This is a genomic window from Halosolutus sp. YCN4 (assembly GCF_059736495.1).
Window position 1 is genome coordinate 384904 of the sequence record NZ_JCASSM010000004.1, and the last position, 21737, is coordinate 406640.

Here is a 21737-nt window from a genome sequence, read left to right on the forward strand (position 1 = left end):
GATCACTACTGTCCTTGCATGCGCCACAGGATTGGGAGTACGACCCCCTCGAGTGCTCTGTCGGGGAGTCGGGACTGCGAGGGTCCGTCGAACGCGGATCGGAGCGTGGCGGCAGTTCCGGAACCCGATGCGAGACCCACAGTAGGAGAATTGTAGTGGCTGGATCTCGAACGCTGACCGTGGAGTACGACCTACTGGGGTGGCCGCCGGACGGGCCCCAATTACGTCTCGATCACGAGCGGTTCAGCTACGCCGGCAAGTTCGTGATGACGAACACGGGGAAGGCCGTCGCGCGGGACGACGACCAGGCCGACGAGCCGATCGTCGCCGCCGTCGCGTTCAACGAGGATCGCACCGACCCCGACACCCTGTGGCTTCGGTACGTCACGGTCGCGCACGATCGCCGAGGCGAGGGAATCGGGCCACAGCTACTCGGCAGGGTTCGCGATCGGGCCATCGAGCGGGGCTACGATCGGCTCCGAATCGCCGTCAACAACCCGTTCGCCTACGAGGCCCTGTATCGAACAGGATTCGAGTACACCGGGGAGCAGACGGGGATCGCCGAACTGCTTCTCGAGTACGAACCGGACCAGGGACCGCCGAGCCGCGAGCGCTACCAGGCAGGCCTCGACGAGTTCCGCGAGCGCGGCCTCTCCGCAGAGGAGGAGGCGTTTCTCGACTCGCGGCGTAACAGTGAGCCACCGGCGATCGAGTCACACGACGGATGACTCGGGCGCTGACTCACCGACCATAATTGCCCAAGAAGAACAAGATCGAACGCCGGAAACGAGTCGACTGGCGTCCGGTGGGGAACGTGGTCAGCCATACCGGACGATCGAAATCGACTTACGGAGTGCCTCGAAAAGCCGTTATCTGTATGGATACTACAGGAGAATCCCCGGGTGGCTTCCAGAAGAAAACCTTCACGATCCGTTCCTTGGCTACCGGTGTTGTCCGGTTCGCACATAACATCCCGCGACTCGTGCGGGCAAAGCGTGCCGACAGAGTCAGCGATCAGTTCGCCGAGAAGATCATGCTCGCGGTCACGGCGGTCAACGACTGCCAGTACTGTACCCGGTATCACACCGATCTCGCACGGGAGACCGGCGTGGACCGGAAGACGATCGCTCGGATCCTCGAGAACGACGTCGACGCGGCCGTCGACGACACCGAACTGCCCGCGCTCCTGTTCGCCCAGCAGTACGCGGAGACGGACGAAGAGCCGGGTCGGGAGGCAGTGATGGCGTTGCGAGACGCCTACGGCCGCGAGACGGCGGCCGACGTCCTCGCGTTCGTCCGTGCGATCTACTTCGGGAACTTGCTGGGCAACACGTACGACGGAGTCCGTTTCGCGCTTGCCCGGCGCGCGCAAGCGGGACGACGGGGACTGCGGGACGCGTCGTCGCGTATCGGCCGTGCCGCCGAACGACTCCGCGAGCGGTGTCCGGTCTGACGTCTCGTCGACCGGACCTGGCGACCCGAGGTCGGTTGCGTCCGTCGTCTCTTCTCTCGGTCCCGGCGTAGCACGACGAGGCGATTCAGCCTCCGATCGCGACCGGGAGTCAGTCAGCGGCCGATTGCGGCGCGTCCGCTCCCTCGCGAAGCACGGTGACGCCGCTGTAGACGACGGCTCCGCTGACGAGCAGCGCCGCCCCGAGGATGATCGCCAGGCTCACGACGTCGAGCACCGGCATTTCGAGGACGCCACCGACTTCCCGGACGGCGACGGCGATCGCGCCGAGCAACAGCATGACGCCGAAGTAGACCTTGATGTCGTTTTCGTTCACCAGATTGGTTGCGGCCGCGCCGACCCGCGCACCGAGTGCGCTCCCGGCCAGCAGCGGCACGACGATGTGCAGGTCGACGGCGCCCGACTGGGCGTAGAGGAAGCTCCCGATCCCGCCCGAGAAGACGATCTCGAACAGGTCGGTGCCGACCGCGACCGGGACGGGGACGCCGATCAGGTAGAACAGCGCCGGCATGCGGATGAAGCCGCCGCCGACGCCAAGAAAGCCCGACAGCAGCCCCGTCGCGAACGCCACCAGTAGTACCATCCACAGCGAGACGGTGAAGCCGCCGCGGATCGAGATCATCGGCGGGATCCGGTAGGACTGGATCGTCTGTGCGATCTCGGGGATCTCCGTGTCGTCGACGTCGGCGTCCTCGTCGACGTCGTGCTCGAGGCCGCCACCGCCACCGTTCAGCGCTTCGTAGGTGACGAAGACACCGATCCCGCCCAGCAGGAGGACGTACGCGACGCTGACCACCGATCCAGCCAGTCCGAGCTCCTGGAGGTGCTCGAGGCCGATCTTGCCGACCTCGATGCCGGCAGTGGTGCCGGCGATCATCAACACGCCGAGTTTGTAGTCGACCTGCCCGAGGTCGCGGTGTTTGAGTGTCGCGATGACGGAGGTCCCGAAGACGAACGCGAGTCCGGACCCAACTGCGACGTTGGCGTCGTAGCCCATCACCAGCAGGGCTGGCGTCACCAGGAACGATCCGCCCATCCCGAAGAATCCGAACAGGATCCCGATGAGCAGGCCGAACCCGGCGAACATCCCGACGAGAAGGACGCTCATACCGAACGGTTCCATCGCTACTCACCCCGTAACAGACCCACGGCGTAATCACCGAGGGCTCGCTCGAGGACGCCGTACCCGACGTAGAGGAGGATCGCCTCGAGCAGCACGATGCCGACGAGGACGACGGCGTGCGCGTTTCCGGAGAGGGAGTCGAGTCCGAACATGATGGAGTGAAACGACACTCGATCAGTCGTCGGCGACGGCGCTATCCGACGTGGCGGCACAACGGTTCGGCCCGAGTTCGAGTTCGGTCTCTTCGTCCTCGTCCGCCGGTTCGTACTCGCCGGCGTTGGTCGCGATGACCTGCTCGTAGTTCGGCGGCTTCGACGGCAGGTTCTCGAACATGTGCTCGACGAAGTCGTCTTCGTCCAGCCGGAGGATTTCGTTGTTCTCCCAGAGGTAGCCGACGGTCGAGAACATCGGCTGGCCGGGCGTCACGTCGATGTACTCGCCGTCGTCGGTGACCGAGAAGTGTCCCGGCAGGATCTTCACGTCGTTCGACTCGGTCATGATGACCCTGTGGAGCGTCTCGTACTGGACGCGTGCCCCGTCGCGGGCGTCCTTGTCCGCAAACTGGAGTTCGGTTCGGCCGATGGACTCGACGAACAGCGTGTCGCCGGTGAGCAGCGCTTCGTCGTCGACCAGGTAGGACGTCATCCCCGTGGTGTGGCCCGGCGTGTGGACGGCTTTGATCTCCACGTCGCCGAGTTCGATGACGTCGTTCGGCTCGATGGGATCGAACTCGAACTGCGGGTCCCGCGTCTCGGCAGGCGCGCCGAGGTGGTAGGGGACGCCGAGCCTGTTGGCGAGCCTTCGGCCTCGCGAGATGTGATCCGCGTGGATGTGCGTATCCAGCACGTGCGTCACTTTCAATCCGCGCTCGCGTGCGACGTCGAGGAACACGTCGGTGGCGCGGGTGACGTCTACGAGCGCCGCCTCGCCGGCCCGTTTCGAGCCGACGACGTACCCCAGACAGCCCTTCGATCGGCGTTGAAGCTGCAACACGACGAGGTCCTCGTTTTGCGTGGCGACCGGCACGACGTCGTAGACCATACTCCAGGCCTCCATGCCGCCTTCGACCGTCTCGACCTCGTCGACGATTCCCTCGCTCTCGAGGTACGCCGCGAAACTGCTCGCGGAGTTGCCCGTTGCACAGATCGTAACGACGGTATCGTCCGCCTCGAGGTCGTCCGCGTCGAACTCGCCGACCAGTTCGTCGTCGTCGCCGGAGTACTCGACGTTTTCTGCGCCGGCGATGTGCCAGTCCTCGAAACTGTCCGGCGATCTGGTATCGAAGAGAACGAACTGCTCGTCGGCGTCGATCATCTCTCGCAACGTTTCGGCCGTGATTGTCTCGACCATCGTCACCGTATCGTACCGAGAGGCCACGTAAAACGTCTCGAGCGGGGAGAATAATTTCCTTCAAATCTCGGCCGAGAGCGTGAACTGTGGAGGTAGCCGAAATTATTTCTGCTACTCGGCATTCGGGTTCCGGGAAGTTGAGTTACTTTTTCACCAACATTGATTCAGACGATTGTACCAATAGCAATTTCATACGCAAACCACTAGTTAGTATTGCCCAAAATATGCACAATCCCGACGTAGAGGAGGCCCTGATGGATCTCCCGCCGAGTTCGAAGTTCATCTACAAGACGCTGTCTCGGGAGGGGTCGATGACGCTGAAGCAAATCACAGAAGAGACACTTCTCTGTTCGCGGACGGCACGGTACGGCCTCACCCAGCTAGAGGAGGAACACCTGATCGAGACCGCACCCGCGCTTCACGATGGACGCCAGACCTGTTACAGTATCAGTACCCGATCGATCGGAGCCGACCGGACCGGCTATCCGAAACAGGTACTCGTCAAGCCGGACAGCGCCTACAAACAGCTGGCCGCGTTCAAAACGGACGATCCGGACCTCCGACTCGTCGAAATCTCGACCGGGTACGACGACGGACACGTCCCCGGGGCCGTCGAACTGGACCCGCGAGCGGACTTCTTCGATGCGGGGACGCGGACGATTCCGGGCCCCGACCGACTCGAGGCGATCCTGGGCGAGCGTGGTATCGGCCCGGACAGCACGGTCGTCCTCTACAGCGACGGGTTCAACGAGTTCGCAGCGTTCGTCTACTGGACGCTCAAGTACTACCGTCACCGGGACGTGCGACTGCTCAACGGCGGGAAACACTACTGGACCGAGAACGGCTTTCCGCTGACGGAGACGGCCCCGGACGTCACGCCCGTCGAGTACGAGATCCAGCCCCCGAACGATCACATCCGTGCGTACCGTCAGGACGTCCAGAACGCGCTCTCGGAGGACGTCGCCATCATCGACGTCCGATCGCCCGAGGAGTACTGTGGCAACGTGGACGGGCCGGCACGCGCGAACGGCCACATTCCCCGGACGGTAAACATCGAGTGGGAGAGCGTCGTTCGGGAGTGTGGGCGATTCGAGCATCGTCGGGCGCTCGAGCGCCCGTTCGCCGAAGCCGACATCGACGAGGAAGACGAGATTCTCGTCTACTGTAACGTCGGCGAACGCTCGGCACTGGTCTGGTTTGCCCTCTCGGAACTGCTCGGGTATCCGGACGTCGCGAACTACGATGGCTCCTGGACCGAATGGGGAAACCTCGTCGACGTTCCCATCGAGACGTGTGAGTCGAGCGACCCATAAGCCACGGACAGCGATCGATTGGAGACGTCGTTCGCCGCAGTAGACCGGTTCGTTTTCCGACGCTTCGTCGCGTGACGACGAGGTCGAGCGATCCGTACGACCGGCGCGTTCTTCGCGACTAGTCGTTCGAGTCGACGTCGACCGTACGGCGGTCGCGATCCGGCAGTCGGGCATCGATCGGCCGGCAGCGGACGGGTCGTCGGGCAGTAGCAGAAATTTTTTGGGGAAGGTCGCCAGGTCGCGATACTCGCCCACAATGTCTCGGCTACCTCAGCGCTCAGGTAGGAGACCGGCCAATGTCGACTGTCTATGGACCACATAGTCGTGCTCGGTGCTGGCGTCGGCGGCACGATGACCGCCAACATGCTCCGCCGTCGACTGGACCGATCCGACGCGGAGATCAGCATCGTAGACAAGAGTACAGACCACGCGTATCAACCCTCGTTCTACCTGCTACCGTTCGGATACATGGAACCGGACGATCAGTTCCGCGACGTCCGCGAACTCGTCCGGGACGGCGTGGACTTCGTGCAGGCCGAGGTGACGGGTGTCGACCCAGACGCGAAGACCGTCGCACTCGGGGATGACGAACTGTCGTACGACTACCTCGTCGTCTCGCTGGGCCACCGACTCGCACCCGAGCAGACGCCGGGCATGCTCGAAGGCTGGAAGGAAACCGACGCAGTCCATCCCTTCTATCACTTCGAGGGGGCGATGAGTCTGCGGGACGCGCTCGAAGACTTCGACGGCGGGACGTTCGTCGTCTCCGTTCCCGACACGTCGATCAAGTGCGGCGGTGCGCCGCTGAAGATGACTATGCTCGCCGAGGACTACTTCCGACGACGGGGGATCCGCGACGACGTCGAGGTGGTCATGACCAAGCCGAGCGACGCCATCTTCGGGGTTTCCCCCTATCGGGAGAAACTCGAGGAGATCTGGACCGATCGCGACATCGACTCCAGGCTGAACTTCACCGTCTCGGAAATCGACTACGAACAGCAGGTCATCCGCTCCGGGGAGGGAGAGAGCCAGGAGTACGATCTGTACGCGCCGGTCACCCCGCAGTGCGGGCAGGAAGCGCTGACCGATAACTCGCCACTGACGGCGGGCGACGAGGAACACGGCGGGGAGTACGTCACCGTCGACGAGCACACCCTCCAGCACACCGAGTACGAGGACGTCTTCGCGCTGGGCGACGGCTGTAACACGCCGAACGCCAAGACGGCCGCCGCGGCGCGCAAGCAGTCCCACGTCGTCCTCGAGAATCTCACTGCCCACGTGGAGGGGCGACGACAGACCGCGGCGTACGAGGGGTACGCCGCCTGTCCGCTATTGACGAAGAAGGGCAAGGCGATGATCGCCGAGTTCGACTACGAGGAGAGCATCTCCGCGCCCGTCGAGAGCCGACTGAACTGGATCATGGACATCAACGTCTTGCCCAGTTTCTACTGGGACTCCTGGCTGCGCGGCTACGACCCACTCCCGTAACGATGGCGAGCAACGACCACTCCCTCGACGCCGACGGTTCGATCACCGACGAAACGGAACTGGCGCGGGCGATCGAGGAAAACGAAACGGAACTCGCGGAACTGCTCCGCTTGCTCGCGACCGCGGAGGAACTTGCCGAGGATCTGGCCCCGGAACTCCGCGGGACCGTCCGAGAGAACCGCGACGCCATCCGCGAGTTGCGCCTGGCCTTCGAGCGCGAGGAGACGATCGCCCTCCTGCAGAAAGTCGGCGAAGAATCGGACACGCTCGTCGAACTGCTCGACGTTCTGGCAGCGTCGAAGGACCTCACCGACGACCTCGTGCCGGAACTACGCGTCGCGATCCGCGAGAACCGTGAGATCATCGAACGGAGTCGGCTCGCCCTCGAGCGCGAAGAGACGATCGTCCTCCTCGAAAGGCTAGGTGACAACGCCGACACGCTCGCGGAGTTACTCGACCTGCTCGACGCGACCCACGAGCTGGCGGCCGATCTCACGCCGGAACTGCGAGACGTGGCCCGGGACAATCGGAACGTCATTCGGGATCTCCGGATGGCCGCGGCGGGCTTCGCGGACGCCCACGCCGAAACCGACGTCGACATGTACGAACTCGGCCGGAACGCGGGCAACATGATCGCACTCGTACAGACGATGGGAGACCCGACGTTCACCGGGGCGCTCGACGCCACGATCGACGGATTCTCGCAGGACGATCCAGAACCGGTCGGCCTGATCGGTCTCCTCACGGCACTGTTCGACGCCGACGTCCGGCGCGCGCTCGGACGCGTCCTCGCGGCCGCCCGCGCACTCGGGAACGCCTCGCTCGAGGAGTCCGACTGACGAACCGACCGGCCGACGCGTCCGCTCCCCCGTGGACGCCGTGGGAACTTCGCCGGGGGAACTACCGGAAAGAATGTTCCGTAGCCCGAAACAATATCTTATGAAATGGAAAAATATCGTTGGTTGGCGGCCAGTTTAATGGGCGGATACCAAACGTCGGGATGTACGATGACGCGACCAACAGCCGCCGCGGACGAACCGACGATCGAAACGCCCGGAATCGGCGATGCGTTCCCCGACCTGACGGTCGAGACGAGCATGGGCGAGCGAGCGCTCCCCGACGACTACGAGGGATCGTGGCTCGTCCTGTTCAGCCATCCCGGTGACTTCACGCCCGTCTGCACCTCGGAGTTCGTGGCGTTCGAGCAGCGTCGCGAAGAGTTCGAGGACCTGCAAGCCGAACTCCTCGGACTCTCCGTCGACCGCGTACACTCTCACATCAAGTGGACCGAGTGGATTCGCGACACCCTCGACGTCGACATCCAGTTCCCGATCGTCGCCGACGATCAGGGACGCGTCGCAGAGACGCTCGGCATGCTCCATCCGGGCGCGGGGACAGCGACCGTCCGGAGCGTCTTCATCCTCGACCCGGATGGAATCGTCCGGTTGATCCTGACCTATCCCATGGAGATCGGTCGCAACATCGACGAGATCCTCCGGTCGCTGCGTGCGCTCCAGAAGAGCGACGCCCACGGCGTCGCCGCCCCCGCCGACTGGCCGGACAACGACATGTTCGGTGATCGGGTCCTCCTGTCGCCGCCTGCGACCGAAGCGGACGCCAGTGCTCGCAAAGCAGAGGCCGACGACGACGACGAACTCGACTACTACGACTGGTGGTTCGTCACGCGCGAGCAGTAACGGACCGACGGCCTAACTGACCGGCACTCCACCGGTGGCTCCTCCGGTCGGGGACAGCCACCGACCTGACACCATCCAACTGTACTATGATCGACCCAGTCATCGCCAGCAGACTTCAGTTTGCGGTGACGACGATAGTCCACATCATCTTTCCAGTCATGAGTATGGGGCTCGCGCCCTTTCTCGTCTACTTCACGTGGAAAGAGATACGGACGGGCGCACAGGTATACGAACAGCTCCGAACGTTCTGGACGAAGATCTTCGCCATCTCGTTCGTCGTCGGAACCGTCACGGGGATTGTCCTCGAGTTCGAGTTCGGGACGAACTTCGCGGCGTTCTCGACGACCGCCGGGGAACTATTCGGTGGCCCGCTCGCGATCGAGGGAATGATGGCGTTCATGCTCGAGGCGACGTTCCTCGGTATCTTCGTCTTCGGGCGCGACCGCGTCGGCGACCGTCTCTACATGCTCTCGAGCGTGTTCGTCGGTCTCGGAACCTGGCTGTCGGCGGTCTGGATCCTGATCGCCAACTCGTGGATGCAGACCCCGCGAGGCTACGAGATGGCGACGGAGAACGGACAGCCGATCGTCACGCTCGTGGATCCGATCGCGGCCTACGCCAATCCGCGCTTCCCGTGGATGTTCGTCCACATGCAGAACGCGGCGGTCCTGTCGGTCGCGCTGTTTCTGACCGGCACGGCCGCCTACTTCGTCTGGACGAACCGCGACACCGAGTTCTGGCGCAAGACGATGAAAATCGGGCTCGCGGTCCTGCTCGTCACCGCGCCGTTTCAGGCGATCCACGGCGACGCCTACGGTCGACACGTCGCGGACACGCAGCCCCAGAAGTTCGCCGCAATGGAAGCACAGTACGAGACCGACTCGACAGTCGGGCTGAAGCTACTGGCGGTTCCGACGAGTCTCAAGGGCGTCACCGATCCCCACGCCGACGACCTCTTCGCCGTCGAAATTCCGTTCCTCGCGTCGCTGCTCGCGAGCGGCGGTGATCCCGGCGCGACGATCACCGGATTGAACGAGATGGACACCGAGCCGCCGCCGGTCGCCATCGTCTTCTGGGCGTTCCGGGCGATGGTCGGTCTCGGAACGTGGTTCATCGTGCTGGCCTTCTGGGGCGGCTACCGGTGGCTCCAGGGCACCCTGTTCGAGGACGATCTGCTGGCGAAGGCGCTGATGGGGTCGTCGGTCCTCGGCATCGTTACCGTCGAACTGGGCTGGATCGTGACCGAGGTCGGTCGCCAGCCGTGGGTCATCCAGGACGTGATGAAGACACACGCGGGCGTCTCGCCCGGACTGGGCGGAACGGAAGCCCTCGTCACGCTGGCTGGCTTCGTCGGGGTGTATACGGCGTTGCTCGTCCTCTACTGGTACGTCGTAGTTCGGCTCATCCGCGAGGACGCGCCGACGGCACCGCCAGCACCGACTCGTGAGCCGAACGTCTCCGAGGAGGTCGTCCCGAGCGATGACTGACGTCTCGCTCGCGGCTGTGGCGCTGGCTCTCGCCGACGGACCACTGCTCGGCTTGCCGCTCGATCGCCTCTGGTTCGGGCTCGTGTTCGCCGTCTTCGGAACCTTCCTGTTTCTCGACGGCTTCGACTTCGGCGTCGGCGCACTGTTTGCCACCCGGACGACGGACGCCGAGCGCGAGCAGTTGCTGGCCGCGATCGGTCCGTTCTGGGACGGCAACGAGGTGTGGCTGGTCGTCTTCGGCGGCATGCTGTTCGCGGTCTTCCCGGAGGTGTACGCGGTGCTGTTCAGCCGCCACTACCTGCTGATGTTCGCGATCCTCGGCGCGCTCATCGTGCGCGGCCTCGCCCCGGAGATGTACGAACAACGCCACGACGAGGCGTGGCAGCGGTGGTGGGGTCGGGCCTTCGTCGCCGGGAGCGTCACAGCGCCGTTCTTTCTCGGCGTCTTCACCGGTAACTGGCTGTTCGGCGTCGAGGGCACGGCCTCGGTCGCGAGCCTGCTCGTCGGACTGGCCGTCGTCGCGCTCACCGTCGTGGACGGGGCAGCCTACCTCGGGCTGAAGACGCGGGACGACGTCCGACTCGAGACGCGGCCGCTCGGCCACCTCGCGCAGGTCGCTTACCTCCTGCTGGCGGTCGCTGCGCTGCTCGTCGGGAGTCGATCGTCGCCGCACGTCGCGATCGGTTCGGTTCCGACCCTCGGACTGGTCGGACTGACGGTACTCCTGGCCGGCGTTCACGTGATCGCGGGCCGTGCCGGTCGCCACTATCTGGCCTTCGGGGCAGTCGCAGGGCAGGTGTACGCGCTCGTCGCGCTCGTCGCGACGCTCCTGTTTCCCCTGGTCGAACCGGTGACCGGGCTCACGATCGAGGACGCGATCGTCTCGACGCTGGCGCTGAATCTGACGACCATCGGCGCGGCCGTCCTCTTGCCGCTGGTCGTGACGTACTTCGTCGTGCTCTATTCCGCGTTCAGCGGTCCCGTCGAGGAGAGTGACGCCTACGCGTAGGCCAGTCACCTACGCTCGACGCCACTTGCGATAGAAGCCGACGCTGAACAGCAACAGGAACAGCCCGATCCCCAGGTTCCGGAAGAACGATCCGAGATCGCCGGTCATCGACAGTTGCAACAGACCGATGCAGACGAGAAACGTCACCACGACGAGCGACAACGCGAGCATCCACGTCGCCTCGTCAACGGTGCCAGCACTACTCACGGCCGCTCACACCCGGTCGGCGCGTTGACAGACGCCAGCGATCGATCGCGATACGCCGCTTCGAGTCGGCTGGCGAGTGGCGTGCGTGTCTCGCATGAGAGAGGGCAGTACCGCGGGAAGTGGTCAGTGGGCGGTTTCCTCGGGTGAAAGCCCGATTCCTGCCAGTAGCAGTCCGGCGACGACGAGCAGTCCGAGCCCCAGCGCTGTGACGATGTCGCCGAGTCTGAACATCCAGACGGCCGTGGCGAGGCTCGCGAGGACCAACGTAACGCCGGTCACGAACAGGGAACTGTTGAACGGCTTGCGGTCGTGTCGCTGCGTCATTGGCTGACTCACAGTCGGAGAAACGTACTCGCCGGGCTAAAGCGGTGAGCTGCTGGACAGTATTATCCGATTCGGCCGGCAAATCTCGAGTTGCGGTAATAATTTCGAAGACGACGGGTCGACGGTGGAAGCCAACGTTTCAAATCCCAGCCCCGACAATTCCCCGGTAATGGGCAACGCTGCACTTCGGGACATCGCGGTCATCGAGGAGATCCCGTTCGCCGAGATCGAGGGCGTCGTGGCCGTCGACGCGCACAACTGGCTCTACCGGTACCTGACGACGACGGTCAAGTGGACGAACGGCGACGTGTACACGACCACCGACGGAACCGAGGTGGCGAACCTCGTGGGGATCGTCCAGGGGCTCCCCAAGTTCTTCGAGAACGACGTCGTCCCCGTGATGGTCTTCGACGGCGGCCCCTCCGAACTCAAGGACGACGAGATCGAGTCCCGGCGCGAACAGCGACGGAGCTACGAGGCTCAACTCGAAACCGCCCGCGAGGAGGGCGACGAGGTCGCCATCGCGCAACTGGAATCGCGTACCCAGCGCCTGACGCCGACGATCCAGGAGACCAGTCGGGAGCTCTTCGACCTGCTCGACGTCCCGATCGTCGAGGCGCCGGCCGAGGGCGAGGCCCAGGCCGCACACATGGCCCGGCGGGGTGACGCTGACTACGTCGGGTCGGAGGACTACGACGCCCTGCTGTTCGGTGCGCCCCAGACGCTCCGCCAGCTGACGAGCAAGGGCGATCCCGAGCTGATGGACCTCCAGGCGACGCTCGATCGCCACGACCTCACCCTCGAACAGTTGATCGACGCGGCGATCCTGATCGGGACGGACTTCAACGAGGGCGTCAGGGGAATCGGCCCGAAGACGGCGATCGCCGAGATCACCGAACACGGCGACCTCTGGAGCGTTCTCGAGGCCCGCGGCGAGAGCATCGAGTACGGCGATCGGGTCCGCCAACTGTTCCGGGACCCCAACGTGACCGACGACTACGAGTTCGACACGACGCTCGATCCCGACCTCGCGGCGGCACGGGAGTACGTCACCGACGAGTGGGACGTCCACGCCGACGAGGTCGAACGCGGATTCGAGCGGATCGAGGAGAGCGTCACCCAGACGGGGCTCGATCGGTGGACCTGAGGAGGCCGACCGTGGCGTCTCCCCGTTACAGCATCCAAAGGACGATGATCGCGCTCGGTATCGCCGCACCGACGAGCAGTCCGAGGATAATTTCTGCCGTCTCGTCCACGATCGATCCTCGATCGTCGTCCCCCTAATTCATTGTGACCTGACCGAACGCGGGCGATCGACGGCTCAGTCGGACGACTCCGGCGAGAACCCCCGAGAGACGTGCTCGACCGCGTTGCGGACGGCCCCGATCGACGAGAGGTAGCCGACGCCGACGGTCGTCTTCAGCGTCTTCGCCGCACGGCCGGTGAAGACGGCCGGTCCGACCTGTGCGACCGCGTCGTCGCCGACGCTGACCAGCCAGCCCGGCGAGTCGAACGAAAACGTCTCGAGGTGCGGGTCGAGCGGGGCGCTCTCGGACGATCTGGCGTCGACGAGACGAGCGATGTTCTCGGCCGCGGTCCGGGCCTCGCGGACGGCTGACTGTGCGCTCGCCGGCACGGCGTCGCCGTTTGCGTCGACGACCCGGGCGGCGTCGCCGAGCGCGAACGTGTGCTCGTCGAGGCGCAGGTCGCCGTCCACGGTCGGTCGATCGCCCGCGAGCGCGTCCGGCCCGCGGATTCCGCCGGTCCAGACGAACTGGTCGTAGGGGACGCGCTCGCCCGATTCGAGCGTGATCCGCTCCGCGTCGGCTTCGACCACGGTCGCGTCGGTTCGAACCTCGACGCCGCAGTCCTCGAGCGCTCGCCGCACCGCTCGCCCGAAGTTCGCCGGAAATCCCGGTGCGACTCGATCGAGTTGCTCGAGGACCGTCACCGACGCCGTACTGCCTTCCTCGCGCGCGAGGGCCGCGAGTTCGCCCGCGACCTGCACGCCGGACAGGCCAGCCCCGCCGACGACGATCCGGCCGCCGTCGCGCCGGCACACCGCGAGCGCGCGCCGGCGAATCCGGGACGCGTGTGACAGTCGCTTGAGCGGCGTCCCGTACTCGGTGACGCCCTCGAGCCCGTAGAACGCGGTCTGGGCACCGAGACAGATCGCCACCAGGTCGTAGTCGAGGGCACCGTCCGACAGCGAAATCACGCGCGCGTCCCGATCGATCGCCTCGACCCGTGCGACGCGGACGGTCGCCCGGTCGAGGACCCTGGGGAGCGACACCGTGATCTCGGCGGCCAGGTCCGGACGGCGGATCACGCGGTGGAGTTCGTGCTGGACGAGGTGGTCGGGCGACTCGTCGACGAGCGTGAGGTCGACGTCGGTCGGGAGCCGCCGTTCGAGGAGGCGCGTCAGCGTCAGGCCGGCGTAGCCCGCGCCGAGCACGACGACGTGCATACCGATCGGTTCGGACGCGAGGCGTATAGTTGTGGTCGCGTCTCGGACGGGTCAACACCGCTCGCCGAGATCGCGCCAGTCGTGGCCGTCGTGGAGCGTGAGTTCGACCTCGCGGCCACAGCCGCCGCAGTAAAACGCCACGGTCCGGTACCCAGACTGGAACTCCTCCCACTCCCCGTGATCGGTGCACTCGACCCGAATTCCGCGTTCGTCCTCGTCGGGAACCTCAACGGTGTAGGTAGTCATCGTTAGGTGTCCGTATCGAGTGGCTACGACGGAGTCGCCCCTCAGTGTTTTCCCGGTGTCCGAAGCGATCGCGAAACGACGGTCCGCGTGGAATCGGACCTAGAACAGGTGGTCGTCCTCGTCGAGCAGGCGCGCTGGGCCGCCGACGTCCCAGACGGTGGTGGAGACGCCGCAGTCCGAAATTTCCTCCTCGACGCGATCGACGTGTTCCTCGGTCGTGTTGACGTAGACGCTGGCGCCGGTGTCGGTCGAGAAGTAGACCGGGATGTCATCCTCCTCGCGAAGTTCACGGACGCGGTTGAAGATGGCGAGCGTCGCGGGTTGCCAGTAGACCCAGCCCGAGGGTCCGGTCATCGTGGTCGCGGCGAGCGAGAGCGAGTCGTGTTCGGCGAGTTCGAACGCCCGATCGAAGTCGTCGTTGCGGAGGGCGTCGCGCATCTCGGCGATCTGGCCGTGGATGTGGGCGTTGCGCGCCTGGAACATGTGGCTGTCGGCCGCCTCGTCGTGGGCGTCCTCGGTCTCCTTGTGGTAGGGGACGAGTCCGACGACGATTTTCAGGTCCTCGTGGAGATCGGACGGGATACGCCGGGAGCGACAGTCCTCGTCGTTGAGCCCGGTGTGAAGCTGGGAGAACGCGCCGGTGACTGCGCGGGCCGCCGACGCGGAGCCGACGCGCGCGATCGTCGAGATGTCCTGTTTCGAGGCGTCGAGTTCGGCCGCCTCGGCGAGCGCCATCGCGGCGGCGGCGAACCCGGAGGAAGAGGAGCCGAGGCCGACGTTCGAGGGAAAACTGTTCTCGCTCTCCAGCCGGACGGGGTAGACGGTGTGGGCCGCGTCCGACATGTTCCGGGCCTTCTCGACGACGGCTTCGACGCGCTCGTACGCGCGCCCGTCGAGTTCCTCGCCGTCGACGACGAAGGTGTCCTCGTCGTAGTCCATCGAGAATTCGACGGTCGTTCGCGTGTGGCTCGGGGCCGTACAGACGCTGATACTGTCGTGGTATGGGAGCCGTTCGATGTCGTCGCGCATCCCGTGATACTTGACCAGCCCCTGGATCGGGTGGGCCATGGCCGTTGCTTTCATACCCGCATACGCGCAAGACGGCCGCTTAAAGGTCACGGCATCCCGCTCACCGGCCTCGTGGGTGCCACCCGGCCGCGTCGGGATCCGACGCGCTCACTGGAGCGCCGTTTCGAGTGACTTCCGCCACGCCTCGACGTCGTCGAGGTCGGCCGCGAGCGACTCGAGGTCCGACTCGAGGTCGTCGAACTCGCCCTCGAGGTCCGCGATCGACGCGTCGATCGTCTCCGCCAGGGTCTCGAGGTCGTCGTCCACGTCGGTTTTGAACTCCCCGAGCCGATCGTCGAGGCGGGTTTCGACGCGACCCAGTTCCGATCGCAACTCGTCGTCGGTGTCGGCCAGGTCCGCCTCGAGGTTTCGGACGTCGCCCTCGAGGGCCGTCCTGAGTTCGGTGAGTCGATCGTCGAGCGTCGATTCGAGGTCGGCGATCGCCGATTCGAGCCGTCCAGTTCGCGATTCGATGGTCGACTCGGCGTCGTCGACCCGGTCCTCGAGCGACGCGATCCGTTCCTCGAGCGCGTCGGTGCGGGCCGCCATCTGGCCGGCGACGGTCTCGAGGTCCGACTCGAGGTCGTCGATCGACGCGTCGATCGAGTCGTGGGTTTCGGCCACGTCCGCCCGGAGTTCCTCGGTGGCCGTCTCGATCGCCCCGGTCCGATCGTCGAGGCGAGCGGCGGCGGCGTCGACGCGTTCGACCTCGGTTTCGAGCGCGTCGATGCGGTCCGTCCGCCCGGTGCCGGCGTCGTCGAGACGTTCGACCTCGGCTTCGAGCGCGTCGATCTCGTCGCGGGCCCGATCGAGTCCGTTCTGGACGTCCGCGAGGACGGTCTCGGCGGTCCCGTTCTCGTCGAGAAACGCCTCCAGCGCGTCGGTGTAGGCGGCGAGCGATTCGACGGTCGACTGCAGTCGTTCGATGCGGACTGCGTCGCTCGTGTCGATCGGCGGCGTGGCCGACGTCGAGTCCCGCGATGTCCCCGCCTGCTCGGCGTCGCCGTCGACGCCGGCGTCGATTTCGAGTGCGCGCTTGAGCGCCGCGCGCCTGATTCCCCCCTGGTCGTCTTTCAGTTCGGTCAGCAGTGCGTCGACGACACTGTCGCGATGGTGTGCTTGCGATTCGGTGTCGAGCGTGAGTGTGTCATCCTGTACCGTCATGGTTCTCCCCCCATCGTCGATCCCTTCGGTCCCACCCTGCGATCGACGTGCGACTCACTCCGTGAGTCGTTTCGATATGTACGACAGTCATCGTAATAATAGTGTCCCACGACGTAACACGGGAGACACGCCCACATCGGCGTCTTGTGCCGGAACTGACGGACAGCAATCCGTACGTGCCCCGGGACTGAAGCGTGGCGGTTCTGCGTGGGTGGTGCGATAGCGGTCACCCGACTGGAAGCCGATCGTCCCCGCAGCGCCGAGGAATCCAACAGATAGTTAGCACGGACAGTCCATCGGTCGCGCATGGGAACCCCACTGGCGACGCGGCGCGAGCAGGCGGCGGAGATCGTCGATCGACTCGAGGAGGCCTACCCCGACTCGACGATCTCGCTCCGGTACTCGAACCGGCTGGAGCTTTTGATCGCCGTGATCCTCTCGGCCCAGTGTACGGACGAGCGGGTCAACCAGGAGACCGAGCACCTCTTCGAGAAGTACGACGGGCCGGAAGACTACGCGAACGCGCCCCAGGAGGAACTCGCGGAGGACCTGAACTCGATCACCTACTACAACAGCAAGGCCGAGTACATCCGCAGCGCCTGCCGGACGATCGTCGAGGACCACGACGGCGAGGTGCCGGACACGATGGACGAACTGACCGCCCTCTCGGGGGTCGGCCGGAAGACCGCGAACGTCGTCCTCCAGCACGGCCACGACGTCGTCGAGGGGATCGTCGTCGACACGCACGTCCAGCGCCTCTCGCGCCGACTCGGTCTCACCGAGGAGGAGCGCCCCGAGGCGATCGAGCAGGAGCTGATGGAGATCGTCCCCGAGGGCTACTGGCAGCAGTTCACCCACCTCTGTATCGACCACGGGCGGGCGGTCTGTACGGCCCGCAACCCGGACTGTGCGGACTGCGTACTCGCGGACGTCTGCCCCTCCGAGAAGGGCGACAGCGAGATCGATCTCGCGTCCGGCGAGCCCTGGTAGTCGAGCCGTCGGCGATCGCGTCGGCCGTCCGCTCTGCCGACCGTCGCAAGCCCAACGCCTTTTCGGGGACCGACGGTAGCCTCGATCGGATCACTATGTCCGACGACAGCGACGACCGCGGCGAGACCGGCACGGACGAGCACGGGCGCGACGTCGAACTCGCACACGAGGACACCGACGCCGAGGACGAGGACGAAGAACTGACCGAAGCCGAAAAGGAGGCTCGCGAACGGCAGGACGAAGAGCAGCGCCGACAGGACATCGAACACAAGTCCGACGATCGAGAGGACGACGCCCTCGAGAACGTGAACCCGGACAATCACCGGGACGAGGAGCCGTACAACAGCTAGAACGGCGCCGACGCGGACGCCGCCGGCTACAGACTCGATTCCGGAACGACGAGCGTCGAGAGCGTCCCGTCGACGCCGACGGTGACGCGTTCGCGGGGCGAGATCGTCTCGACGATCCGATCGTCGGCGAGCAAGGAGACGTCGCCCTCGTCGCGTTCGACGGCGATCGCGAGGTCGTCCTCGGGGAGCACCCACCGGCGCGTCGCCGTGACGAAGGGTGCGATCGGGGCGACGCCGACGGCGTCGACGGCCGCCGAGAGACGCGGCACGTCGACCGCGCTGGCGTAGCCGTAACTCCCGGCCGGCGTCGCGACGACGACCCCATCGGCGCGAAACTGCGCGATCGACTCGCCACGGCTCCGGAGGCTGTACTCCGAGATACGGGCCGGTTCTTCCGTGACCAGCGTCACGTCGAACAGCGCGCGCTCGCGATCGTTCTCGCCCGTCCCCGATCCCGGTTCGCGTTCGACGCCGAGCAGCGGCCGGTCCCGTTCGACTGTGTTCCCGTCGAGAACCGCCGCGAGACCCGCTTCGATCCTATCGACGGGCACCGTCTCGATCCCCGGAACGGAACCGACCGGGAGGACGGGGACGCCGGGTCCCGCCCGGGCGAGGGCCGTCAGTCCGGCCTCGCGAATCGCGACCAGCATCGACGGCCCTGCGGCGAGCACGTCCTCGACTGTTCCCGTCGCGATCGAGGCGTCTCGATCGACGAGCGCCGCGTCGATCGCTGTGGCCGCGTCTCGGTCGGCTTCGGGGTCGATCGCGTCCGGATCGGGATCGACGACGCCGACGATCGGGTCGTCGTCCGGGAGCCACGCCGCGGAATCCATGTCCGTCAGTTCACAGGGACCGCCCAAAAGCGTGCGGTTGTCGTCTCGGTCGATCGCGCGGGCCAGCCGGGTCGAACGGAAACCGATCGACTACTCGCCGTAGGGCCAGTCGCCGGTAACCCGCATCCCTTCCGCGAGGTCCTGGGCCTCGAGGTCCGCGGCGATCGCCTCCGGATCGCGGTGCTCGATCGTCGCGGCCGAGTCGGCGAGCTCGACGACCAGGTCGGTCAGGAGGATCGCCTGCTCCCGGAGGTCGCGTCGCTCCAGTTTGTCGAGCGTGTCGGCGAAGGTGTGGCCCCAGCCGCGTCCGACCTCGTCCGACGTCGAGGTGACGTGATATCCGGGGACGCCCCACTGGACGAACGGCCAGTGGTCGCTGTGGGGGCCGAGTTCGGGCACGGTCTCGATCGGGTGGTCGTACCGCTGGACGACGTCGTTCGCGGCGGTTTCGAGGCCGTCGAACCCGTGCGTGGTGAGCGAGAGCGTCCGATCGCGGACGACGCCGTCGTTGTTGACGATCGCTTTGACCGTCCCGTGGTCGGTTTCCTCGGCGTGGTAGCCGGACCCCACGAGACCGACCTCCTCGGCCCCGTAGGCGACGAACTCGACGCGGGTGTCGAGGACGTCTTCACGGGTCGCGAGCGCGTTCGCGATCTCGACGACCATCGCCGTGCCTGCGCCGTTGTCGAGCGCGCCCTCCGCGATGTCGTGCGCGTCGACGTGGCTCGTGACCAGGAGGCGCTCCTCGGTGTCCGGGCCGAGTTCGGCGTGGACGTTCTGGCTCTCCACGGGGTGGATCTTCGCGTCGACCGAGACGGTCACGTCGTCGCCCCTGTACCGGCGTGCAAGCCGCGCGCCGACCTCCGCGGAGACGCCGACGGCGGGAATCTCCCCGATCGGATCGGCGTCCGTTCCCACGCTGCCGGTCGGCGGCAAGCAGCCCTCGACGTGGTTGCGGTAGACGAACGCGGCCGCCCCGTTCTCGACCGCGTGGTAGTACTTTTCCCGGCGGTGGACGTACCGATCGTAGTAGTCCGGGATGTCACTGCGGACCATCACGACGGCGTCCTCGACGTCCGCCGACGCGAAGTCCTCCGGCAGGCCGTAGCCGAGGTCGACGAGCGGCGCCGCGACGGCGTCGGCGGGGCTGCGGGGGAGTGCGATGCAGTCGAGGTTCTCGTCGCCGGCTGCGATCGCGCTGTCGCCGCGCGTCCATCCTTGAATGTCGAACGTGTCGAGACGGGCGTTTCGCGCGCCGGCCTCGGCGAGCGCGTCGCGGGTCAGTTCCGCGGCCTCGCGTTCGCCGTCGCTGCCGGCCATCCGGTTGCCGATATCGACCAGTCGCTCGAGGTGCGTCCAGCCGACGTCACTGGTGAAGACGTCACCGATCCAGGTCGTCATGCGAGTGGCGAGGACCCACGAGCGGGTAACTGTTCGGAATCGAGACGCGATCGACGACGGGGCGCCGATCGGTCGAGATCGGGGTCGAGAACGGCGCCGGCCCTGGTCGTCGGCGATCGTCACGAAAACGGCGTCGCGGTTGTCGAGCGATCCGGAGACGCAGGTCTCCTACAGTTCGCCTTCGTCCTTCAGTCCGGCGATGATGTCGTCGACGAGCGAGTCGACGTCGTCGTAGGGAAACTCCTGCCGGCCGGAGGCCCTGGTACCCAGTTCCATCGCGGTGAAGCTGAGATCGCCGGATTCGAAGGAGGTCGCCAGCCCGTTCGGCAGTGCCGGTACGAGATCCATCTGGCTGCTGACGGGGTAGTCCGCGCCCTCGAACGCGTCGACGAGTTGCTCGCGAAGTTCGGCTTCGTCTGCCATGTTCCCGCGTCACCTTGCCGCCCGATTAGGGGTTCCGGAATCGTAATAAATCCAACCGATGTTGTCCACGAAGAACTGAATCTTTTTGAGGCCGCTCCCTCTCTGGGGGTGTATGCGGAAGACGCTTGCGGAGTGGCGGCCAGCTATCGACGAGGCCATCGCCGACCTCCTTCCACGCGAGATCGACGTCGACTACCTCGAGTCGTTCTTCGGCGAGGCGACGTACGAGTACGATCCCGACGGGCTCCAGCGGGCCCTGTCGGATCCGATCTGGGAACTGCTCGATCGGGGCGGGAAACGGTGGCGCGCGGTGCTCTTTCTCGTGTTCATCGACGCGTTCGGCGAGGACCCGGCTGCGTACCTGCCCTACGCCTGTATTCCCGAGATCCTCCACAACGGGACGATCATCGTCGACGACGTCGAGGACGAGGCCGCGATGCGCCGCGGGGAACCGGCCCTCCACCACCTCTACGGCGCGGACGTCGCGCTCAACGCCGGAAACGCGATGTACTTTCTGCCGCTGAAGATCCTGACCCGTGACCCGGCTAACCTGCCGGCCGATCGGCGCCTGGCCGCCTACGAGATGTTGATGGACGAACTCAACCGGACCCACCTCGGCCAGGGGATGGACATCTGCTGGCACAACGAACGCGACGTCCGAGTCACACCCGAGCAGTACCTCGAGATGTGTGCGTGCAAGACCGGCTGCCTGGGGCGGATCGTGGCCCGACTGGCCGCGATCATCACCGATCAGCCGGTCGAGGTGGAGGAAGCCGTCGCGCGGTACGCCGAACTGACCGCGGTCGCGTTCCAGATCGGCGACGACATCCTGGACGTCGAGAACTCGCTCGGCCGTGCCGGCGAGTTCGGCAAGGAGTTCGGCAACGACATCCGCGAGGGAAAAAAGACCCTCCTCGTCATCCACGCGATCGAGAGGAGCGACCCCGAGCGCACCCGCCGCCTCCAGGAGATCCTCCAGGCCGACACCAACACCGACGAGGAGGTCCTCGAAGCCCTCTCGATCATCGAGGACACCGGGAGCCTCGCGTGCGCCCGTGAGCGTGCCCTCGACCTGGCCGCCGAGGCGCGCGCCGAGATCGACGGCCTCGACTTCGATCCCGAGACCGTCGACGAACTCCACGAGTTCACCGAGTTCGTCATCGATCGCGACGAGTAACGGTCGTCGATCCCGCGCCTCGATCCCGCCTCGGGACCGCTCGATCGTCGCCTCCGAACCGATCGACCGGTATCTTCCGATCGCTCGGCCACCGCCTCCGAACCGACCGGCAACCGCTGTCCGCCCGCTCACCCGACCGGCACGTCCTC

24 protein-coding genes are annotated in these 21737 nt (G+C 65.8%); 12 read left to right on the top strand and 12 right to left on the bottom strand.

The features are described from left to right. The first annotated feature begins 179 nt into the window (after window positions 1-179). Both AC6I6X_RS16590 and AC6I6X_RS16595 read left to right on the top strand, forming a co-directional pair. On the top strand, window positions 180-728 hold the full coding sequence (locus AC6I6X_RS16590; RefSeq protein WP_497931872.1) for a GNAT family N-acetyltransferase: 549 nt from the start codon (window positions 180-182) through the stop codon (window positions 726-728). Between the two features lie 254 nt (window positions 729-982). Continuing rightward, window positions 983-1453, top strand: coding sequence for a carboxymuconolactone decarboxylase family protein (locus AC6I6X_RS16595; protein WP_497931639.1), 471 nt, complete (start codon window positions 983-985; stop codon window positions 1451-1453). A gap of 109 nt (window positions 1454-1562) precedes the next feature. Here AC6I6X_RS16595 and AC6I6X_RS16600 read toward each other — a convergent pair whose 3' ends face one another. From AC6I6X_RS16600 to AC6I6X_RS16610, 3 genes are read right to left on the bottom strand one after another with little or no spacing between them, the layout of a single operon-like run. After that, window positions 1563-2594 carry a sulfite exporter TauE/SafE family protein gene (locus tag AC6I6X_RS16600; RefSeq protein ID WP_497931640.1) on the bottom strand — a complete coding sequence of 344 codons (1032 nt, stop codon included), beginning with the start codon at window positions 2592-2594 and terminating at the stop codon, window positions 1563-1565. A 2-nt stretch (window positions 2595-2596) separates the two neighbouring features. Further along, the gene (locus tag AC6I6X_RS16605) at window positions 2597-2746 is read right to left on the bottom strand and encodes a DUF7512 family protein (RefSeq protein ID WP_497931641.1); all 150 of its coding nucleotides are present in this window, start codon (window positions 2744-2746) and stop codon (window positions 2597-2599) included. A 22-nt stretch (window positions 2747-2768) separates the two neighbouring features. Next, window positions 2769-3944, bottom strand: a complete 1176-nt coding sequence (locus AC6I6X_RS16610) for an MBL fold metallo-hydrolase (protein WP_497931642.1) — start codon at window positions 3942-3944, stop codon at window positions 2769-2771. Window positions 3945-4168: 224 nt separating this feature from the next. Between AC6I6X_RS16610 and AC6I6X_RS16615 the strand changes: the two genes are divergently transcribed. The 6 genes from AC6I6X_RS16615 (at window position 4169) to cydB (ending at window position 10938) form a co-directional block, all read left to right on the top strand. After that, the gene (locus AC6I6X_RS16615) at window positions 4169-5257 is read left to right on the top strand and encodes a rhodanese-like domain-containing protein (protein WP_497931643.1); all 1089 of its coding nucleotides are present in this window, start codon (window positions 4169-4171) and stop codon (window positions 5255-5257) included. A gap of 309 nt (window positions 5258-5566) precedes the next feature. Further along, window positions 5567-6745 carry an NAD(P)/FAD-dependent oxidoreductase gene (locus tag AC6I6X_RS16620; protein ID WP_497931644.1) on the top strand — a complete coding sequence of 393 codons (1179 nt, stop codon included), beginning with the start codon at window positions 5567-5569 and terminating at the stop codon, window positions 6743-6745. Between the two features lie 2 nt (window positions 6746-6747). Beyond that, window positions 6748-7584, top strand: coding sequence for a DUF1641 domain-containing protein (locus AC6I6X_RS16625; protein WP_497931645.1), 837 nt, complete (start codon window positions 6748-6750; stop codon window positions 7582-7584). A 168-nt stretch (window positions 7585-7752) separates the two neighbouring features. Beyond that, complete coding sequence (locus AC6I6X_RS16630) at window positions 7753-8442, top strand: peroxiredoxin (RefSeq protein ID WP_497931646.1); 690 nt, start codon at window positions 7753-7755, stop codon at window positions 8440-8442. Between the two features lie 86 nt (window positions 8443-8528). After that, window positions 8529-9929, top strand: coding sequence for a cytochrome ubiquinol oxidase subunit I (locus AC6I6X_RS16635; protein ID WP_497931647.1), 1401 nt, complete (start codon window positions 8529-8531; stop codon window positions 9927-9929). Continuing rightward, the gene (gene cydB, locus AC6I6X_RS16640; protein ID WP_497931648.1) at window positions 9922-10938 is read left to right on the top strand and encodes a cytochrome d ubiquinol oxidase subunit II; all 1017 of its coding nucleotides are present in this window, start codon (window positions 9922-9924) and stop codon (window positions 10936-10938) included. Before AC6I6X_RS16635 ends, cydB begins: the two co-directional genes overlap by 8 nt. A gap of 9 nt (window positions 10939-10947) precedes the next feature. On the opposite strand, the gene AC6I6X_RS16645 is transcribed toward cydB, so the two are convergent. Continuing rightward, complete coding sequence (locus tag AC6I6X_RS16645; protein ID WP_497931649.1) at window positions 10948-11145, bottom strand: DUF8073 family membrane protein; 198 nt, start codon at window positions 11143-11145, stop codon at window positions 10948-10950. A gap of 123 nt (window positions 11146-11268) precedes the next feature. Next, window positions 11269-11481 (bottom strand): hypothetical protein, encoded by a 213-nt coding sequence (locus AC6I6X_RS16650; RefSeq protein ID WP_497931650.1) that lies wholly within the window; start codon window positions 11479-11481, stop codon window positions 11269-11271. Window positions 11482-11638: 157 nt separating this feature from the next. On the opposite strand from AC6I6X_RS16650, the gene fen reads away from it, so the two are divergent. Further along, complete coding sequence (gene fen, locus AC6I6X_RS16655) at window positions 11639-12616, top strand: flap endonuclease-1 (RefSeq protein ID WP_497931651.1); 978 nt, start codon at window positions 11639-11641, stop codon at window positions 12614-12616. 174 nt (window positions 12617-12790) lie between these two features. Here the strand turns inward: fen and AC6I6X_RS16660 are convergent, their stop codons facing one another. The 4 genes from AC6I6X_RS16660 to AC6I6X_RS16675 all read right to left on the bottom strand — a co-directional run bounded on the left by AC6I6X_RS16660 (window position 12791) and on the right by AC6I6X_RS16675 (window position 16414). Then, window positions 12791-13936 carry an NAD(P)/FAD-dependent oxidoreductase gene (locus AC6I6X_RS16660; RefSeq protein ID WP_497931652.1) on the bottom strand — a complete coding sequence of 382 codons (1146 nt, stop codon included), beginning with the start codon at window positions 13934-13936 and terminating at the stop codon, window positions 12791-12793. A gap of 51 nt (window positions 13937-13987) precedes the next feature. Beyond that, window positions 13988-14182 (bottom strand): hypothetical protein, encoded by a 195-nt coding sequence (locus tag AC6I6X_RS16665; RefSeq protein WP_497931653.1) that lies wholly within the window; start codon window positions 14180-14182, stop codon window positions 13988-13990. Window positions 14183-14281: 99 nt separating this feature from the next. Further along, entirely contained in the window at window positions 14282-15265 is a 984-nt protein-coding gene (gene mvaD / locus AC6I6X_RS16670) for a phosphomevalonate decarboxylase MvaD (protein ID WP_497931654.1), read from the bottom strand. A 93-nt stretch (window positions 15266-15358) separates the two neighbouring features. Beyond that, entirely contained in the window at window positions 15359-16414 is a 1056-nt protein-coding gene (locus tag AC6I6X_RS16675) for a hypothetical protein (RefSeq protein ID WP_497931655.1), read from the bottom strand. A 306-nt stretch (window positions 16415-16720) separates the two neighbouring features. On the opposite strand from AC6I6X_RS16675, the gene nth reads away from it, so the two are divergent. Beyond that, window positions 16721-17404 carry an endonuclease III gene (nth, locus tag AC6I6X_RS16680; RefSeq protein ID WP_497931656.1) on the top strand — a complete coding sequence of 228 codons (684 nt, stop codon included), beginning with the start codon at window positions 16721-16723 and terminating at the stop codon, window positions 17402-17404. A gap of 95 nt (window positions 17405-17499) precedes the next feature. Next, a complete protein-coding gene (locus AC6I6X_RS16685; RefSeq protein ID WP_497931657.1) occupies window positions 17500-17754 on the top strand; it encodes a hypothetical protein in 255 nt (84 codons plus the stop codon). 26 nt (window positions 17755-17780) lie between these two features. Here AC6I6X_RS16685 and AC6I6X_RS16690 read toward each other — a convergent pair whose 3' ends face one another. From AC6I6X_RS16690 to AC6I6X_RS16700, 3 genes are all read right to left on the bottom strand, one after another. Continuing rightward, the gene (locus AC6I6X_RS16690) at window positions 17781-18587 is read right to left on the bottom strand and encodes an NAD(+)/NADH kinase (protein ID WP_497931658.1); all 807 of its coding nucleotides are present in this window, start codon (window positions 18585-18587) and stop codon (window positions 17781-17783) included. Window positions 18588-18677: 90 nt separating this feature from the next. Beyond that, entirely contained in the window at window positions 18678-19988 is a 1311-nt protein-coding gene (locus AC6I6X_RS16695; RefSeq protein ID WP_497931659.1) for a M28 family peptidase, read from the bottom strand. 168 nt (window positions 19989-20156) lie between these two features. Beyond that, a complete protein-coding gene (locus tag AC6I6X_RS16700; protein WP_497931660.1) occupies window positions 20157-20411 on the bottom strand; it encodes an MTH865 family protein in 255 nt (84 codons plus the stop codon). A gap of 112 nt (window positions 20412-20523) precedes the next feature. On the opposite strand from AC6I6X_RS16700, the gene AC6I6X_RS16705 reads away from it, so the two are divergent. Then, on the top strand, window positions 20524-21588 hold the full coding sequence (locus AC6I6X_RS16705) for a polyprenyl synthetase family protein (protein ID WP_497931661.1): 1065 nt from the start codon (window positions 20524-20526) through the stop codon (window positions 21586-21588). Window positions 21589-21737 lie beyond the last annotated feature (149 nt).

What these genes read in the sequence shown, in the direction of transcription:
- AC6I6X_RS16660 (WP_497931652.1), bottom strand. Translation starts at nt 13,936, where the DNA reads ATGCACGTCGTCGTGCTCGGCGCGGGCTACGCCGGCCTGACGCTGACG.
- mvaD (WP_497931654.1), bottom strand. Translation starts at nt 15,265, where the DNA reads ATGAAAGCAACGGCCATGGCCCACCCGATCCAGGGGCTGGTCAAGTAT.
- AC6I6X_RS16695 (WP_497931659.1), bottom strand. Translation starts at nt 19,988, where the DNA reads ATGACGACCTGGATCGGTGACGTCTTCACCAGTGACGTCGGCTGGACG.
- AC6I6X_RS16685 (WP_497931657.1), top strand. Translation starts at nt 17,500, where the DNA reads ATGTCCGACGACAGCGACGACCGCGGCGAGACCGGCACGGACGAGCAC.
- AC6I6X_RS16620 (WP_497931644.1), top strand. Translation starts at nt 5,567, where the DNA reads ATGGACCACATAGTCGTGCTCGGTGCTGGCGTCGGCGGCACGATGACC.
- AC6I6X_RS16635 (WP_497931647.1), top strand. Translation starts at nt 8,529, where the DNA reads ATGATCGACCCAGTCATCGCCAGCAGACTTCAGTTTGCGGTGACGACG.
- AC6I6X_RS16605 (WP_497931641.1), bottom strand. Translation starts at nt 2,746, where the DNA reads ATGTTCGGACTCGACTCCCTCTCCGGAAACGCGCACGCCGTCGTCCTC.
- AC6I6X_RS16600 (WP_497931640.1), bottom strand. Translation starts at nt 2,594, where the DNA reads ATGGAACCGTTCGGTATGAGCGTCCTTCTCGTCGGGATGTTCGCCGGG.
- AC6I6X_RS16665 (WP_497931653.1), bottom strand. Translation starts at nt 14,182, where the DNA reads ATGACTACCTACACCGTTGAGGTTCCCGACGAGGACGAACGCGGAATT.
- AC6I6X_RS16700 (WP_497931660.1), bottom strand. Translation starts at nt 20,411, where the DNA reads ATGGCAGACGAAGCCGAACTTCGCGAGCAACTCGTCGACGCGTTCGAG.
- AC6I6X_RS16690 (WP_497931658.1), bottom strand. Translation starts at nt 18,587, where the DNA reads ATGGATTCCGCGGCGTGGCTCCCGGACGACGACCCGATCGTCGGCGTC.
- AC6I6X_RS16615 (WP_497931643.1), top strand. Translation starts at nt 4,169, where the DNA reads ATGCACAATCCCGACGTAGAGGAGGCCCTGATGGATCTCCCGCCGAGT.
- AC6I6X_RS16630 (WP_497931646.1), top strand. Translation starts at nt 7,753, where the DNA reads ATGACGCGACCAACAGCCGCCGCGGACGAACCGACGATCGAAACGCCC.
- fen (WP_497931651.1), top strand. Translation starts at nt 11,639, where the DNA reads ATGGGCAACGCTGCACTTCGGGACATCGCGGTCATCGAGGAGATCCCG.
- AC6I6X_RS16625 (WP_497931645.1), top strand. Translation starts at nt 6,748, where the DNA reads ATGGCGAGCAACGACCACTCCCTCGACGCCGACGGTTCGATCACCGAC.
- cydB (WP_497931648.1), top strand. Translation starts at nt 9,922, where the DNA reads ATGACTGACGTCTCGCTCGCGGCTGTGGCGCTGGCTCTCGCCGACGGA.
- nth (WP_497931656.1), top strand. Translation starts at nt 16,721, where the DNA reads ATGGGAACCCCACTGGCGACGCGGCGCGAGCAGGCGGCGGAGATCGTC.
- AC6I6X_RS16705 (WP_497931661.1), top strand. Translation starts at nt 20,524, where the DNA reads ATGCGGAAGACGCTTGCGGAGTGGCGGCCAGCTATCGACGAGGCCATC.
- AC6I6X_RS16610 (WP_497931642.1), bottom strand. Translation starts at nt 3,944, where the DNA reads ATGGTCGAGACAATCACGGCCGAAACGTTGCGAGAGATGATCGACGCC.
- AC6I6X_RS16675 (WP_497931655.1), bottom strand. Translation starts at nt 16,414, where the DNA reads ATGACGGTACAGGATGACACACTCACGCTCGACACCGAATCGCAAGCA.